The organism is Massilia sp. UYP34, assembly GCF_056279385.1.
Map to the genome: position 1 here is coordinate 1 of NZ_JBWBRF010000010.1, position 15,399 is coordinate 15,399.

Annotated in this window: 16 protein-coding genes; 5 read left to right on the plus strand and 11 right to left on the minus strand. The window is 66.0% G+C overall.

Features of this window, described 5'->3' with window-relative positions; genetic code table 11:
* Window positions 1-83 precede the first annotated feature (83 nt).
* The 8 genes from ACZ9AQ_RS15770 to ACZ9AQ_RS15805 all read right to left on the minus strand — a co-directional run bounded on the left by ACZ9AQ_RS15770 (window position 84) and on the right by ACZ9AQ_RS15805 (window position 7,475).
* Window positions 84-956 (minus strand): acyltransferase family protein, encoded by an 873-nt coding sequence (locus tag ACZ9AQ_RS15770; protein ID WP_429204459.1) that lies wholly within the window; start codon window positions 954-956, stop codon window positions 84-86.
* Between the two features lie 443 nt (window positions 957-1,399).
* Complete coding sequence (locus ACZ9AQ_RS15775) at window positions 1,400-1,621, minus strand: hypothetical protein (protein ID WP_429204461.1); 222 nt, start codon at window positions 1,619-1,621, stop codon at window positions 1,400-1,402.
* Window positions 1,622-1,744: 123 nt separating this feature from the next.
* Entirely contained in the window at window positions 1,745-2,665 is a 921-nt protein-coding gene (locus tag ACZ9AQ_RS15780) for a DUF2145 domain-containing protein (protein ID WP_429204462.1), read from the minus strand.
* A complete protein-coding gene (locus tag ACZ9AQ_RS15785; RefSeq protein ID WP_429204463.1) occupies window positions 2,665-3,126 on the minus strand; it encodes a hypothetical protein in 462 nt (153 codons plus the stop codon). The genes ACZ9AQ_RS15780 and ACZ9AQ_RS15785 overlap by 1 nt, the downstream gene beginning before the upstream one ends.
* A gap of 104 nt (window positions 3,127-3,230) precedes the next feature.
* Window positions 3,231-3,545, minus strand: coding sequence for a hypothetical protein (locus tag ACZ9AQ_RS15790; RefSeq protein ID WP_429204464.1), 315 nt, complete (start codon window positions 3,543-3,545; stop codon window positions 3,231-3,233).
* Between the two features lie 97 nt (window positions 3,546-3,642).
* Window positions 3,643-4,869, minus strand: coding sequence for a glycolate oxidase subunit GlcF (gene glcF, locus ACZ9AQ_RS15795; protein WP_429204465.1), 1,227 nt, complete (start codon window positions 4,867-4,869; stop codon window positions 3,643-3,645).
* A 2-nt stretch (window positions 4,870-4,871) separates the two neighbouring features.
* The gene (gene glcE, locus ACZ9AQ_RS15800; protein WP_429204466.1) at window positions 4,872-5,963 is read right to left on the minus strand and encodes a glycolate oxidase subunit GlcE; all 1,092 of its coding nucleotides are present in this window, start codon (window positions 5,961-5,963) and stop codon (window positions 4,872-4,874) included.
* Window positions 5,964-5,975: 12 nt separating this feature from the next.
* Window positions 5,976-7,475, minus strand: coding sequence for an FAD-linked oxidase C-terminal domain-containing protein (locus ACZ9AQ_RS15805; protein ID WP_429204468.1), 1,500 nt, complete (start codon window positions 7,473-7,475; stop codon window positions 5,976-5,978).
* A gap of 91 nt (window positions 7,476-7,566) precedes the next feature.
* On the opposite strand from ACZ9AQ_RS15805, the gene ACZ9AQ_RS15810 reads away from it, so the two are divergent.
* Both ACZ9AQ_RS15810 and ACZ9AQ_RS15815 read left to right on the plus strand, forming a co-directional pair.
* Complete coding sequence (locus tag ACZ9AQ_RS15810; RefSeq protein ID WP_429204470.1) at window positions 7,567-8,121, plus strand: cob(I)yrinic acid a,c-diamide adenosyltransferase; 555 nt, start codon at window positions 7,567-7,569, stop codon at window positions 8,119-8,121.
* Between the two features lie 15 nt (window positions 8,122-8,136).
* On the plus strand, window positions 8,137-8,838 hold the full coding sequence (locus ACZ9AQ_RS15815; RefSeq protein WP_429204471.1) for a 2OG-Fe(II) oxygenase: 702 nt from the start codon (window positions 8,137-8,139) through the stop codon (window positions 8,836-8,838).
* A 116-nt stretch (window positions 8,839-8,954) separates the two neighbouring features.
* On the opposite strand, the gene dxs is transcribed toward ACZ9AQ_RS15815, so the two are convergent.
* Genes dxs through ACZ9AQ_RS15830 form a run of 3 tightly spaced genes read right to left on the minus strand, consistent with a single transcriptional unit; the run spans window position 8,955 to window position 12,007 of the window.
* The gene (dxs, locus tag ACZ9AQ_RS15820) at window positions 8,955-10,829 is read right to left on the minus strand and encodes a 1-deoxy-D-xylulose-5-phosphate synthase (protein WP_429204473.1); all 1,875 of its coding nucleotides are present in this window, start codon (window positions 10,827-10,829) and stop codon (window positions 8,955-8,957) included.
* On the minus strand, window positions 10,830-11,744 hold the full coding sequence (locus ACZ9AQ_RS15825) for a polyprenyl synthetase family protein (protein ID WP_429204475.1): 915 nt from the start codon (window positions 11,742-11,744) through the stop codon (window positions 10,830-10,832).
* A complete protein-coding gene (locus ACZ9AQ_RS15830; RefSeq protein ID WP_429204692.1) occupies window positions 11,741-12,007 on the minus strand; it encodes an exodeoxyribonuclease VII small subunit in 267 nt (88 codons plus the stop codon). Before ACZ9AQ_RS15830 ends, ACZ9AQ_RS15825 begins: the two co-directional genes overlap by 4 nt.
* 377 nt (window positions 12,008-12,384) lie before the next feature.
* Here ACZ9AQ_RS15830 and ACZ9AQ_RS15835 point away from each other — a divergent pair, with 377 nt between their 5' ends.
* The 3 genes from ACZ9AQ_RS15835 (at window position 12,385) to ACZ9AQ_RS15845 (ending at window position 15,359) form a co-directional block, all read left to right on the plus strand.
* Window positions 12,385-13,485: an aromatic ring-hydroxylating oxygenase subunit alpha gene (locus ACZ9AQ_RS15835; RefSeq protein WP_429204477.1), complete on the plus strand. Its 1,101-nt coding sequence runs from the start codon at window positions 12,385-12,387 to the stop codon at window positions 13,483-13,485.
* An 82-nt stretch (window positions 13,486-13,567) separates the two neighbouring features.
* Complete coding sequence (locus ACZ9AQ_RS15840) at window positions 13,568-14,488, plus strand: DMT family transporter (protein ID WP_429204478.1); 921 nt, start codon at window positions 13,568-13,570, stop codon at window positions 14,486-14,488.
* A 16-nt stretch (window positions 14,489-14,504) separates the two neighbouring features.
* Window positions 14,505-15,359: a sulfurtransferase gene (locus ACZ9AQ_RS15845; RefSeq protein WP_429204480.1), complete on the plus strand. Its 855-nt coding sequence runs from the start codon at window positions 14,505-14,507 to the stop codon at window positions 15,357-15,359.
* The last annotated feature ends 40 nt before the right edge of the window (window positions 15,360-15,399 follow it).

Consider the following 15,399-nt stretch of genomic DNA (forward strand, 5'->3'; position numbering starts at 1 on the left):
TACGGGGTTTCATCATGACGGCACTCGCTGGCTTGGTTCGATGTCAGGATTTTACCCAGCCGCAGGCGTCTCGGCCGAGGTTTTTAGAGGTGGCCATAACTGATGAGTCCGACGCCGACCATGATTCGCGTCGTGAGAAGTTTCCCCGCCAGTGTCGAGGGCGTGCAATATAGAATAACCAGCACAGTGCCGACTGTCGGCGCCAGGGTATACAGGCTGGGGAACGGAGTATGCTCGTCATACAGGACAATGCTCGCTGCAATCAGGCCAAGCCCGAGCATTGCCAGGATCTCGTCACGCACCAGAGAACGCGATTCGCCCGATTTATTGGTGTACATGGCAGCCAGTGCGCCGATACCCATCTCCCATCCACGCATGGGCAGCAGATAAAACGTTGCGGTTGGATCGATAGTCGAGGCGAACTGCGCCAGTGAGAGACTCAGAATAATCAGCAAAGAGACGAGTATTGCCAGGATCGGTCTACCCAGACGCCACGTCATCAACAAGAATACCGGGAACAGAAGGTAATACTGCTCTTCGACCGCAAGACTCCATGTGTGAAGTAGTGGCTTGAGGTCGACGGCCGTCTCGAAATAACCGCTGGATTGCCAGAACAGGATATTGGACGAGAAGAGAATGACCGCAACGATGCTCTTGCTGAATTCCTTGAAATCCGAAGGGATCAACCACATCCACGCAAAAGGGATGGATATGGCCATTACCAGAAAGAGCGCCGGCAGAATCCGTCTCGCCCGCCGCTCATAGAAAGTGATGATACTGAATCGACCCTCTTCCATTTCCTTCAAAATAATGGAAGTGATCAGATAGCCGCTGATGACAAAAAAGATATCTACGCCAACATAACCACCGCTGAACAGCGAGAAGCCCGCGTGGAAAAGTATGACTGGAAGAACCGCAACGGCCCTGAGCCCGTCAATTTCGGCACGATAGTGCATGTGGTCGCAGACTGTATCAACATGGGATCGGAGACGGTGCGGACAGCACTATCCATTCTTGCAGTCGTAAAAACGGCTACGACGGCTACTTGTTTCCGAAATGTTAATCTCTGCCTTACATTCCAGTCTAGTTATTTAGAGCATGTGTTGTAAAAATATGAACAACCGTTTCAAGATTAATTTGTAAATATTACAAATTCCGAAGAAACAATATTTGAGGAAGAACAAATCGTTAGCATGTGCACTCATCTGCAGTGCTGATCGCCAAGCCACGCTCCACGCGCCGGCTATGACGAGGATATTGAGAAACCGCTGGCCTGACGTCTTGATGTGCCATGGATCACACTTGCTCGAGCGTGCGGGCCACCTCAGCCGCCACCGTCTCGCTGTATCGCCTCATGACCACAGGCTTGCGTCCAGGCCCATGCAGCTCATTGTCGGCCCTACCGCCTCGTGCGGCAGGTGATCCCCGCGCGCAGCGGAAAACCGATGAGCGCGCGCACTTGCGGCCCTTCGTCATCCTTGCCGTCGATACGTGTGGGAGGTGACGTGGAGCCGGCCATGACGCCGTAGCCATCGGAGTCGAGATACATCTGCGACTGCCCGGCTTCGCCTCCATACAGCGATTCGGCCGTGCCCCAGGTGTCCGCCAGGTGAGCCGGCAAGACGTCGGCCGCTGCTGGCCTGCATGCCAGCAAACATGCAGGCCAGCAGCGCGATGTGCCTGCCCGGCGCGGGCGGGAGTCTGGAATGACGTCCCATCCTCTCTCCCTTGTCGGCTTGTGCGCTCACGGCGTGAGCATCACCACCTCGTCATCCGGCCCCGGCTCGCACGCCGCGCCAAGCGGCTCCCAGCCGCGCCGCACGACGATGCGCCCCTTGTCGTGGCAGATCTCCACGCGCTGCGTCTGCGGCGCGCGCTGACGCGCGAAGGCTTCGATCGAGGCCGGCACGCTCACCTGCAACGCGAGGGCGTGCAGGTCGTCCACCGGATGGTCGTCCACGTGCACCAGCGGCACGAACTGCCCGGCGAACATCAGCAAGTGACCCGGCACCCTGACCGGCCCGGCGACGTAGCCCTGCGCGCGCAGCCAGTCCTGCGCCCGCTCGCGCACCTGCCCGCCCTGCACTGCCACGTCGCCCCAGGCGAGCGCCAGCATTTCGGCCACCCACTGGTTGCAGTTCTGGTAATCGGTGCTGAAGGCATAGGCGTTGGCGCTGTACTTCCCCGCCAGCAGCGCCAGCGCCAGCCCCTTGTCGCGCGCGGCGCGCTCGAGCTGCGCGCCGTCGTGCTCGGGCAGGAACAGCAGCGACACATGGCCGCTCGATGGCGCATCGGCCCCGAGCGCGAAGCCCGAGATGCCCTGGTCGAACAGGTGCGGACGGGCGTCGTCGCAGGCGTAGTACAGTTGGCGCACGGCCCAGGCGCCATCGGCATCGTCGCGTAGGGCGACGCCGGCATGCGAATACAGCAGGCCGAAGCGGCTCAGGTCCACGCCGGCACGGGAAATCAGGGCGACCTTGCCGCCCGAGCGTTCGAGTTCCTGGCGGACCACGCCGGCAAAGCGCAGCACGCGGTCCTGTTCGAGCGCGGTGATGTCGCTCTCGCGCTCGCAGAACGTCGGCAGGCCGGCCCAGGCCGCGCCGCTGAAGGTGGCGCAGAGGCCGAGCGCCAGCGCTGCCGTGGCGGCCGCCCTGCGCAGCCGCATCAGATGACGACTTTGCGCGACGCCAGGTCGCGCTGCCAGTCGTCCTGCAGGGCCAGGAAGAACGCGCGCTGGGTGTCGGCGTGGGCGAATTCGTAGCCGTAGACGCGCTCGTTCACGCGCACCACGTCGCCGGCATTGACCTGGCGCTGGGCCATGGCGCGGTTCGGCACGTCGAGGAAGAAGGTGCGGGCCTGGCCGGCTTCGGCACGCAGGGTCAGGCGGGTGGTGTCGGGCTTGTTCGGCGCGTTGGCGATGTCGATCACGCGGTAGTCGCCCGCCGCCACCTTGTCGTCGCCGCTCGAACTGGTGCTGGAATCGCTGATCGAATCCGAAATGCTGGCCGAGGACGCCGAGCCGGCGCTGGAGGCCGAGGAGGCGAAGCTTTCGGCCTGGACGGGAATGGCGCAGGCGGCCGCAAACACGGCCAGACACACGGAACGGGAGAGAATTTGCAAGGTCATAAGATGCTTTCATTGTCGAGCAGAACGCTCACATGGTACAAGCCATTGCCACGGATGACCATAGAATCGTCGCCCCGCGTTTGCCAAACCCTACGGATTCGTCGTCAGCGCGTCTGGATGCGCGCCACGCCGTGGATGGTGCAGCCACGGCTGACGTTGTCGAGGAAGCGGATCGCCTCGGTCATCGAGACGCCTGGCGGCAGCAGGCCGCCCAGCGCGGCGTTCTCGTTCAACCGGTCGATGCCGTAGGCGATGGCGCGCGACACGTCGCGCGCCATGCGGCCGTCGCTGTTGTACAGCGCGTCATAGACGCCGGCCGCTTCCCAGACCGGGACCAGGCCGGGGCTGCTGCTGTCTTCGAAGACCACGGCGGCCGGGCCGCCCTCGTCATCACGCACGAGTTGGAAGGTAAAGCTCAAGATCGTTCCTGTTGGTTGCCACTGGTTTCCCGCCGATTGCCGGCTTCGGCGCGATCCTAACATGGCCGGGAAATCGGCGTTGCGCTCGCGCGGGCAATCAGCGCAAGGCCCGCTCGAGCAGCTCGATCCAGTGCGTGACCGCTTTGTCGGTCCCCGACTGCAGGTGAGTCAGGCAGCCGATGTTCGCCGACACGATCTCCTCGGCGCCGGTCGCATCCAGGCTGGCCAGCTTGCGGTCGCGCAGGGCGTGCGCGATCTCCGGCTGCAGGACCGAATAGGCGCCGGCCGAGCCGCAGCACAGGTGGTTGTCGACGCACAGCACCACGTCCACGCCGGCCGCGTGCAGCACGCTTTCGACCTTGCCGCGGATTTGCTGGCCATGCTGCAAGGTGCAGGGCGGGTGATAGGCGACGCGCGGCGCGTTCTTCCCCTGCGTCCGCGCCCTGATCTGCTCCTCGAACTGCGGCAGGATCTCGGACAGGTCGCGCGTGATCTCGCTGATGCGGCGCGCCTTGTCGGCGTAAGCCGGATCGTGCGCCAGCAGGTGGCCGTATTCCTTGACCGTCACGCCGCAGCCGGAGGCGGTCATCACGATCGCCTCGACCTGGCCCTGCTCCACATGGGGCCACCAGGCGTCGACGTTGCGGCGCATGTCGTCCAGGCCGCCGTCCTGGTCGTTCATGTGGTAGCGCAGCGCGCCGCAGCAGCCGGCCCTGGGCGCCACCAGCAGCTGCACGCCGAGCAGGTCGAGCACGCGCGCGGTGGCCGCGTTGATGTTCGGCGCCATCGCCGGCTGCACGCAGCCGTCCAGCAACAGCATCTTGCGCGCATGGGCTCGGGTCGGCCACAGGCCGGCGGCGCGCGCCGGCTGCAGCTTGTCCTGCAGAGCGGCCGGCAACAGGGGTCGCAGCGCCTGCCCCGCCCTGAAGGCCGGCCGGAACACGCCGGCGCGCGGCAGGCATTCCTTGAGCGTGGTGCGCTTGATCCGTTCACTCAACGGGCGCGGCACGCGCTCGTCGACCAGCTTGCGGCCGATGTCGACCAGGCGGCCATACTTGACGCCGGACGGACAGGTGGTCTCGCAGTTGCGGCAGGTGAGGCAGCGGTCCAGGTGCAGCTGGGTCTTGCGGGTCGGCTGCGCGCCCTCGAGCACCTGCTTGATCAGGTAGATGCGTCCGCGCGGGCCATCGAGTTCGTCGCCCAGCAGCTGATAGGTCGGGCAGGTGGCGGTGCAGAAGCCGCAGTGTACGCAGGCGCGCAGGATCGCCGCGGCTTCCTCGCCTTCGCGCGTGCCCTTGATGAAGTCGGCAAGTAGGGTTTGCATGATCAGCTCGCGCTTTCTGGATAAAGGCGGCCCGGATTGAAGACGTGCGCGGGATCGAAGGCGTCCTTCATGCGCGCATGGATGCGCGCCAGCGCCGGCGCCAGCGGCTGGAACACGCCGCCGCCCTTGTCGCCGCCACGGAACAGGGTCGCATGGCCGCCGCAAGCCTGTACCGTTTGCCGGATCGCCTGGGCCGTCGCGGCGTCGCCATCGGCGCGCAGCCAGCGCTGGGCGCCGCCCCATTCGATCAGCTGGTCGCCGCCGAGCGCGAGCGCGCCGGTGGTCGACGGCACCGACAGGCGCCACAGGGGCGCCGCGTTGGCCATGGCATTGGAAAAGAAGGCATGACGCTGCTCGCGCACCTCCATCCAGAATGCCGCCGCATCGGGCACCGCTTCACCGCCCAGCAGCCGCATCGCGGCGTCGACCGCCGCCTCGGCGCCGGACAGGCGCAGCGCCAGCTGGCCGCCGCACCAGGCGCTGCCCGACAGGGGCAAGGGCTGGCCGCCCCATTCGTTCAGGCGCCGGATGGCGTCGATCTCGCTCATCTCGAAGCGCAGCGTGGCCTCGGCGAAGGGCCGCGGCAGCACCTTCAGCGACACTTCCAGCAGCAGGCCGAGCGTGCCCATCGAACCGGCCAGCATGCGCGAGACGTCGTAGCCGGCCACGTTCTTCATCACCTTGCCGCCGAACGCCAGCACGTCGCCCTTCCCGTCCAGCAGTCGGGCGCCGAGCACGAAATCGCGCGTGGCGCCGCTGCTGGCGCGCCGTGGACCGGAAAGGCCCGCCGCGACCGTGCCGCCCACGGTGGCGCCGGCGCCGAAATGCGGCGGCTCGAAGGCCAGCATCTGGTTGTGCCGGGCCAGCAGCGCCTCGATCTCGGCCAGCGGCGTGCCGCAGCGCGCCGTGATCACGAGTTCGGTCGGCTCGTAGTCGACGACACCGGCATGGTCGCGGGTGTCGAGGATGGCGGCCTGTGGCGCGGCATGCGCGCCGCCATACCAGTCCTTGGTGCCGCCGCCGCGGATGCACAGCGGCGCGCGATCGCGCGCCGCGGCCAGCACCTGCTCCTGGAATCGTTCGGTCGTGCCCATATCGGCCCTCGTTCAAAAACGCGGCAGGTCCGGGAACGGGACCTCGCCATGGTGCACGTGCAGCTTGCCGAATTCGGCGCAGCGGTGCGGGGTCGGGATCGCCTTGTCCGGATTGAGCAGCGCGACCGGGTCGAAGGCATGCTTGACTGCGAAGAAGGCGTCGAGCTCCTTGCGGCCGAACTGCACGCACATCGAGTTGATCTTTTCCATGCCCACGCCGTGCTCGCCGGTGATGGTGCCGCCTACTTCGACGCACAGCGCCAGGATCGCGGCCCCGAAGGCTTCGGCGCGCTCGAATTCGCCGGGCACGCTGACGTCGAACAGGATCAGCGGATGCATGTTGCCGTCGCCGGCGTGGAACACGTTCGAGCAGCGCAGGCCGTAGGTCTGTTCCATTGCTGCGATGCCGGCCAGCACCCGCGCCAGCTGCTTGCGCGGGATGGTGCCGTCCATGCAGTAATAGTCGGGCGAGATGCGGCCGGCCGCCGGAAAGGCGTTCTTGCGGCCGGACCAGAAGCGCACCCGCTCCGCTTCGCTCTGCGACACCGTGATCGCAGTGGCGCCGGCGCGCGCGAGCACCGCGCTCATGCGCGCGATCTCCTCGGCCACTTCGAGCGCCGTGCCGTCGGCCTCGCACAGCAGGATGGCGGCGGCATCGAGGTCGTAGCCGGCCCGCACGAAGGGCTCGACCATGCGCACCGAGGTGCGGTCCATCATCTCGAGGCCGGCCGGGATGATGCCGGCCGCGATCACGTCGGCCACCGCATTGCCGGCCGTGACGACGTCATTGAACGAGGCCATGATGACCTGGGCCAGCGCCGGCCTGGGCACCAGCTTGACGGTCACCTCGGTGACGATGCCGAGCATGCCTTCGGAACCGATGAACACGGCCAGCAGGTCGAGCCCCGGCGCGTCGAGCCCCGCGCCGCCCAGTTCGACGATGTCGCCCTCGATCGTGGCCACCCGCACCCGCAGCACGTTATGCACCGTCAGTCCGTATTTGAGGCAGTGCACGCCGCCCGAATTCTCGGCCACGTTGCCGCCGATGGTGCAGGCGATCTGCGACGACGGGTCGGGCGCGTAGTACAGGCCGAACGGCGCGGCGGCTTCGGAGATCGCCAGGTTGCGCACGCCCGGCTGGACGACGGCGGTGCGCGCCAGCGGGTCGACGCGCTTGATCTGGTTCATGCGCGCGGTGGACAGCACCACGCCATCGTGGATCGGCAGCGCGCCGCCCGACAGGCCGGTGCCGGCGCCGCGCGGCACGATCGGCACCTGCAACTCACGGCAGACCGCGAGGATGGCCAGCACCTGCGCTTCGTCGGTGGGCAGGGTCACGACCAGCGGCAGCTGGCGGTAGGCGGCCAGGCCGTCGCATTCATAGGGCCGGGTGTCTTCGGGGTCGGACAGCACAGAGGACGCCGGCAGGCGCGCGCGCAGGGCCGCCGCCACCTGGGCGCGCCGCGCCGCCGGGTCGGGATGGTGATCGGGATGGGAGGTTCGATCGAGCATGCTTTGATTGTAAGCAGAAGCGAGCACATTCGCCACGTTTTATCGTATCCTGACCCCATCGTTTTTTCTCACCAACGCATAAGGCAACATCATGGGCAACCGCCTCTCGAAAATCGCGACCCGCACCGGCGACGACGGCAGCACCGGCCTGGGTGACGGCAGCCGCACCGGCAAGGACAGCGCGCGCATCCACGCGCTGGGCGAAGTCGACGAACTCAACTCCTTCGTCGGCCTGCTGCTGTGCGAAGATATGCCAGCCGCATTGCGCGAAGAGCTGGTCTCGATCCAGCACGACCTGTTCGACCTGGGCGGCGAGCTGTGCATCCCCGGCTACCAGATGATCAAGGAAGAGCACGTGGTGCGCCTGGACGGCCTGCTCGAGAAGTACAACGCCGACCTGCCGGTCCTGAAGGAATTCATCCTGCCGGCCGGCTCGCGCGCGGCCGCCACCGCCCACGTCTGCCGCACCGTGTGCCGGCGCGCCGAGCGCGCCATCGTGGCGCTGTCCAAGGCGGAGCAGATCCACGCCCACCCGCGCCAGTACGTCAACCGCCTGTCCGACCTGATGTTCGTGCTGGCGCGCGTGCTGAACCGCCATGCGGGCGGCAGCGACGTGCTGTGGCAGCACGAACGCAAGCGGGGCTGATCCATGGACGGCAGGATGGATGACTTGATCGGCGTGTACGACGGCGCGCTCACGGCGCAGCAATGCGACGCCCTGCTGGCGCGCTTCGAGGCCAGCGACAAGGTCGTGCGCGGACGCACCGGCAACGGCGTCGACGTCGGCAAGAAGGACAGCTACGACATCACCATCAACCTGCACCGCGAGTGGGACGACGTCACCCAGCTGCTGCTCGAGACGATGACGCGCCACCTGGTGCAGTACGTCGACCGCTACCGCATGCTGCTGATGGGGTCCCTGTCGCCGACGCTGGCGCATCCGTCCACCGGCACGCCGACGGTATTGTCGATGGACAACTTCGAAGAAGTCGGCCGTCCGTATATCGAAGACCTGGTGCGCGTGCTGTACCGGCCCGGCACCATCAACCTGCAGAAATACCAGCGCGGCAGCGGCGGCTACCACCACTGGCATTCCGAGATCTATCCGCAGAACGCCAGCTGCGATTCGCTGCACCGGGTGCTGCTGTGGATGGTCTATCTCAACGACGTGGAAGATGGCGGCGAGACCGAGTTCCTGTACCAGGGCCGCAAGATCGTCCCAAAAAAGGGGCGGCTGGTGATCGCGCCGGCCGGCTTCACCCACACCCACCGCGGCAACATGGCCAAGAGCGGCGACAAGTACATCGCTACTTCCTGGATCCTGTACCAGCGCGCCGAGGCGCTGTTCGGCCAGCCAGGGTGACAAGAAACCGGTCCCACGACGGCGATTCGCCCCACCGTTCGAACAGGCGGCCAGACCCAGCAAAAAGCCCCGCTTTCGCGAGAAAGCGGGGCTTTTTGCTGGTGCGCCCGGAGCGGTCAGCCGTTGTTCACCACCAGCCGCGGTTCGCCCTGCGCCACCAGGCGTGCGCGGATCGACGCCGCGATGCCCTTGGCATCCAGGCCCACCGACGCCAGCAGCGCTGCCGGATCGCCCTGGTCGATGAAGTTGTCGGGCAGGCCCAGGTTCAGTACCGGCTTGGCAATGCCCGCCGCTGCCAGCGCTTCCATCACGGCGGCGCCGGCGCCGCCCATGATGCAGCCCTCTTCCACCGTCACCAGTAAATCGTGCTCCTGCGCCAGGCGCTTGACCAGTTCGACGTCGAGCGGCTTCACGAAGCGCATATTGGCCACCGTCGCATCGAGCTCGTCGCCCGCCTTGATGCTCGGCGCCACCATCGAGCCGAAGGCCAGGATCGCGACGTCCTTGCCGGTGCGGCGCACCTCGCCCTTGCCGATCTCGATCGACACGAGCTTGTCCTCGATCTGGGCGCCGACGCCGGCGCCGCGCGGATAGCGCACCGCGGCCGGGCCGGGGTAGTGATAGGCGGTGGTCAGCATCTGGCGGCACTCGTTCTCGTCCGAGGCAGCCATCACGACCATGTTCGGGATGCAGCGCAGGTAGGCCAGGTCGTAGTTGCCGGCGTGGGTCGCGCCGTCGGCGCCCACCAGGCCCGCACGGTCCAGCGCGAAGGTCACGTCCAGGTTCTGCAGCGCCACGTCGTGGATCAGCTGGTCGTAGGCGCGCTGCAAAAAGGTCGAGTAGATCGCGATCACGGGCTTCAAGCCCTCGGTGGCGATACCGGCGCCGAAGGTCACCGAGTGCTGCTCGGCGATGCCGACGTCGAAGTAGCGCTGCGGGTACTCCTGGTGGAAGCGCACCATGCCCGAGCCTTCGCGCATGGCCGGCGTGATGCCGACCAGGCGTTTATCTGCGGCTGCCATGTCGCACAGCCAGTTGCCGAACACCTCGGTATACGTGATCTTGCCCGGCGCGGCGGCCGGCTTGATGCCCTCGAGGTGGTTGAACTTGCCGGTTCCGTGGTACAGGATCGGCTCGGCCTCGGCCAACTTGTAGCCCTGGCCCTTCTTGGTCACCACGTGCAGGAATTGCGGGCCCTTGAGCTTCTTGATGTTTTCCAGCGTCGGGATCAGGGAATCGAGGTCGTGGCCGTCGATCGGGCCGATGTAGTTGAAGCCGAATTCCTCGAACATCGTGGCCGGGACCACCATGCCCTTGGCATGCTCTTCCAGCTTGCGCGCGAGATCGAGCACCGGCGCCGGCAGCACGCTCTTGCCCACGTTCTTGGCGGCGGCGTAGAACTGGCCCGACAGCAGGCGCGCCAGGTAGCGGTTCAGGGCGCCGACCGGCGGCGAGATCGACATGTCGTTGTCGTTCAGGATGACCAGCAGGTTGACGTCTTCTTCCACGCCCGCGTTGTTCAGGGCCTCGAACGCCATGCCGGCGGTCATGGAGCCGTCGCCGATGACGGCGATCGCATGGCGGTCCTCGCCCTTGATCCTGGCCGCGGTGGCCATGCCCAGCGCCGCCGAGATCGAGGTCGACGAATGGGCGGTGCCGAAGGTGTCGTATTCGCTTTCGTCGCGCTTGGGGAAGCCCGACAGGCCGTTCAGCTGGCGCAACGTGGGCATGCGGCCGCGGCGGCCGGTGAGGATCTTGTGCGAATAGGTCTGGTGGCCGACGTCCCACACGATGCGGTCGCGCGGCGTGTCGTACACGTAGTGCAGCGCGATCGTCAGCTCCACCGTGCCCAGGTTGGACGACAGGTGGCCGCCAGTCTTCGATACCGACTCGAGCAGGAACTGGCGCAGTTCGTGCGCCAGCGGGATGAGCTGGGTGCGCGGCAATTTGCGCAGGTCGGATGGGTCGTTGATTTTTTCTAGCAGGTTCATTTAAGCCTTCCGCTGCACGATCAGGTCTGCCAGTTCGCGCAGACGCTGTGCTTTGTCTCCAAATGGCGCCAGCGCTTCGTGCGCGTCACGCCGCAGTTGTTCGGCCAGCGCGCGCGATGGCTCCAGGCCGAGGATCGACACATAGGTCGGTTTGTTGTCGGCCGCGTCCTTGCCGGCGGTCTTGCCCAGCGTGGCCGAATCGGCGGTGGCGTCGAGCACGTCGTCGACCACCTGGAACGCCAGTCCCACCGCGGCGGAATAGGCATCTAATGCTTGCAGCTCTTCCTGGGCCAGGTCGCGGCCGGCGAGCGCGCCGAGCAGCACCGACACGCGCAGCATGGCGCCGGTCTTCAGTTGGTGCATGCGCTCGAGCTGCTCGCGGGTGAGCGCCAGGCCGACGCTATCGAGGTCGATCGCCTGGCCGCCGCACATGCCGTTCGAGCCGGCGGCCTGCGCCAGCAGGCGCACCATCGTCAACTGGCGCGCCGGCGGCAGCGCCGCGACATCAAGGCCGGCCACCACCTCGAAGGCTTGCGCCTGCAGGGTGTCGCCGACCAGCAGCGCGGTCGCTTCGTCATAGGCCACGTGCACCGTCGGCTTGCCGCGGCGCAGGGCGTCGTCGTCCATGCACGGCATGTCGTCGTGCACCAGCGAATACACGTGGATCATCTCGACCGCGCTCGCGACCCGGGCTAGCGCCGAGGGGTCGGCGTCGAACAGCGCGCCGGCGGCATACGCCAGCAGCGGGCGCACGCGCTTGCCGCCGCCGAGCGTGGTGTAGCGCATCGCCTGGTGCAGCTTGTGCGGCTCCCGGTCGGCCGGCGGTAGGAACGCGTCGAGCGCTTCCTCCACGCTGGCCTGGACGGCGCGCGTCCAGGCGCTGAAATCCTGCGCCGCATCGAGGCCGGTCTTCATTGCGCCGCCTCGTCGTCGCTGAATGGCTTGAGCATGTCGCCTTCGAGCACCTTGACCTGCGACTCGACTTTTTCGAGCTGGGCCGCGCAATACCTGACCAGTTCGGAGCCGCGCGCATAGGCCGCGACCGAGGCTTCCAGCGGCAAGGCGCCGGATTCCATCTGTGTCACGAGCTGGGCCAGTTCGGCCATCGCCTGCTCGAAGGATTGCGGTGCGGTCGTCCCGGCAGCCACCGCTGCCGCGGGCGCGCCGTCCGCCGTCATATTCTTTGCCATAAGTCGCTATCGTGAGGCGCCCAGTTGTGCGCCGTGGGTCAGTCCAATCGCGTATTTTAGATCAATCCCACCCCACGGGGGGTGCACATTGCAGCATTCACAACTAGTAAGTGTGAGCAAATGCGTCAAGAATCCGGCCGACGCCCCGCTATTTGTCGCCTCGCTGCCCTTTTTTCAATATGAAAACCATGCCTCATCGGCAATACATCAAACGCCGCGCACCACAATCTCGCGCCGGCCCAGGACGGTAGAGCCCGTTACGCAGTATAATCTCCGGTTCTGTCCGAAATACCGTATTCCTCTACTTAAATACTGGTCTTTGGATTCTTTCTCTTCTTTGGAAGCTACCTTAAAGGGGGGTTGGGATGTCCGATCTGGCTACCCACGCCAAGCTGGCGCGCTCGAACGCACAGCTTCCGGTAAATGTTTATTTTGACGACGCGCTCCTCAGGCGCGAGATGCAGCAACTGTTCCACAATGGCCCGCGCTACATCGGCCATGAATTGATGGTGCCGGAAACCGGGGACTTCGCGACGCTCGCCTCCGAACACGAAGGCCGCATGCTGGTGCGTAACCCGGGAGGCATCGAAGTGCTTTCCAACGTCTGCCGTCACCGCCAGGCGCTGATGTTCAATGGCCGCGGCAATGCGAAGAACATCGTCTGCCCGCTGCACCGCTGGACCTATGACCTGAAGGGCGAATTGATCGGCGCACCGCATTTCGCGGACACGCCGTGCCTGAACCTGTCCAGGACCGCGCTGCAGAACTGGAACGGCCTGCTGTTCGAACAGAACGGCTACAACGTGATGGAAAAGCTCGGCAAGCTGTCGGTGACGAAGGACCTCGATTTTTCGGGCTATATGTTCGACCACGTCGAGATCCACGAGTGCGACTACAACTGGAAGACCTTCATCGAGGTCTACCTGGAGGACTACCACGTCGAGCCCTTCCACCCGGGCCTGGGCAACTTCGTCTCGTGCGACGACCTGAAATGGGAATTCGGCAGCGACTACAGCGTGCAGACCGTGGGCGTGAACCGCGCGCTGCAGAAGGCCGGCTCGCCGGCGTACAAGCGCTGGCAGGAGCAGGTCCTGAAGTTCAACAACGGCCAGCCGCCGAAGTACGGTGCGATCTGGCTCACCCTGTACCCGAACATCATGGTCGAGTGGTACCCGAACGTGCTGGTGGTGTCGACCCTGTGGCCGGACGGCCCGCAGAAGACCCGCAACGTGGTCGAGTTCTACTACCCCGAAGAGATCGCGCTGTTCGAGCGCGAATTCGTCGAGGCCGAGCGCGCCGCCTATATGGAAACGGCGGTCGAGGACGACGAGATCGGCCTGCGCATGGACGCCGGCCGCAAGATCCTGCTGGCGCGCGGCGTCAACGAGGTCGGTCCATACCAGTCGCCGATGGAAGACGGCATGCAGCACTTCCACGAGTGGTATCGCAGCAGGATCGCCTTGTAACTCATGTCGTAAAACCGGCGCCGCACCCTGGCGTCACGGACCGCGCGGCGCGCATGCCGCGCGGTCTTTCACTGGAAATCCGATGGCTTCCCTCTGGATGTTGTACGCCAGCTTCGCGTTCGCCGCCATGGGCGCGGGCGTGAAGCTGGCTTCCGAGTTCTATTCCACCTCCGAACTCCTGATGTACCGGGGCCTGGTCGGCACCCTCATCCTGCTGTTCATGGTGCGCCGCCAGGGCGGCACCTTCAAGACGGATTTCGGCAAGGCGCACCTGTGGCGCAGCCTGGTCGGCGTGACCTCGCTGTGGCTGTGGTTCTTCGCGATCGGCCGCCTGCCGCTGGCCACCGCGATGACGCTCAACTACATGGCCCCGATCTGGATCGCGGCCTGGATGTTCGCCATGGGCTGGTGGACCAAGACCAAGCATGCCGAATGGCCGCTGGTGGTGGCGATCGCCTCCAGCTTCTTCGGCGTGACCATGGTGCTGCAGCCGGCGGTCGAGAGCCAGCAGTGGCTGGGCGGCCTGGCCGGCGTGTGCTCGTCGATGATCTCGGCCATGGCCTATATGCAGGTGCGCAAGCTCGGCCAGCTGGGCGAGCCCGAGTACCGCGTGGTGTTCTATTTTTCGCTGACGACGACCCTGGTCGGCCTGGCCGCCACCGTGGGCGGCGACGGCCCGCAGGGCGCCCTGTTCCATGCGCACACGATGTACGGGGCCCTGCTGCTCCTGGGAATCGGCGGCGCCGCCCTGATCGCCCAGATGTGCATGACCCGCGCCTACCGCGTGGGCAAGGTGCTGGTGGTGGCCAACCTGCAGTACACCGGCATCGTGTTCTCCACCCTGTGGGGCTTGATCCTTTGGGGCGACGCCTTCGACTGGCACGTGTGGCTGGGCATCGGCGTGATCCTGTTCTCGGGACTGGCCGCGACGTTCTACAATACCCGCAAGACGGCGCGCGGCGCCGTCGTCAAGGACCAGGACCCCGTGGTCAGCGAATCGTAGAAGGAGACGTCACGTCATGTTCAAGACCCTGATTTCGGCCAGCGAACTGGCCACCCGTATCGACGACCCCAAGTGGGTGGTGGTGGACTGCCGCCACGACCTGGTGAATCTCGCCGCCGGCCGCGAAGGCTATGCCGCCGGCCACCTGCCGAACGCGGTGTTCGCCGACATCGAGACCGTGCTGTCGGGCGCCAAACATGGGCCCGACGGCGCGTTCCGCGGCCGTCATCCGCTGCCCGAGAAGGAAGCGCTGGCCGAGGCCCTGCGCGCGTTCGGCATCGACGACGACACGCAGGTGGTCGCCTACGACGCCCACGGCGGCATGTTCGCGGCGCGCCTGTGGTGGCTGCTGCGCTGGCTGGGCCACGAGGCGGTGGCGGTGCTCGACGGCGGCATGACGGCCTGGCAGGCGCTGGGCCAGCCCTTGTCGACTGAAACGCCGGCCAGGCCGCGCGGATCGCTGGGCATCCGCGCGCCCTTCGTGCCCACGGTAACGGTGCGCGAGGTGATGGACAACCTGGAGAGCGGCCAGCGCATCGTGATCGACGCCCGCGCGGCCGACCGCTTCCGCGGCGAGAACGAAACCATCGACCCGGTGGGCGGCCACATCCCGGGCGCGAAGAACCGCTTCTTCAAGGACAACCTGCAGTCCGACGGCCGGTTCAAGGATGCTGGCCAGCTACGCGCCGAGTTCGGCGCACTGGTGGATGATCCGCAACGCGCCATCATGCAGTGCGGCTCGGGCGTGACCGCCTGCCACAACCTGCTGGCGCTGGAAGTGGCGGGCATGCCGGGGGCGAGCCTGTATCCGGGATCGTGGAGCGAGTGGGTCGGCGATTCGTCTCGGCCGGTCGCGAAAGGCGCGGATTAAGCGTGTTGCCTTGGATTCCCGCCTGCGCGGGAACGACGTG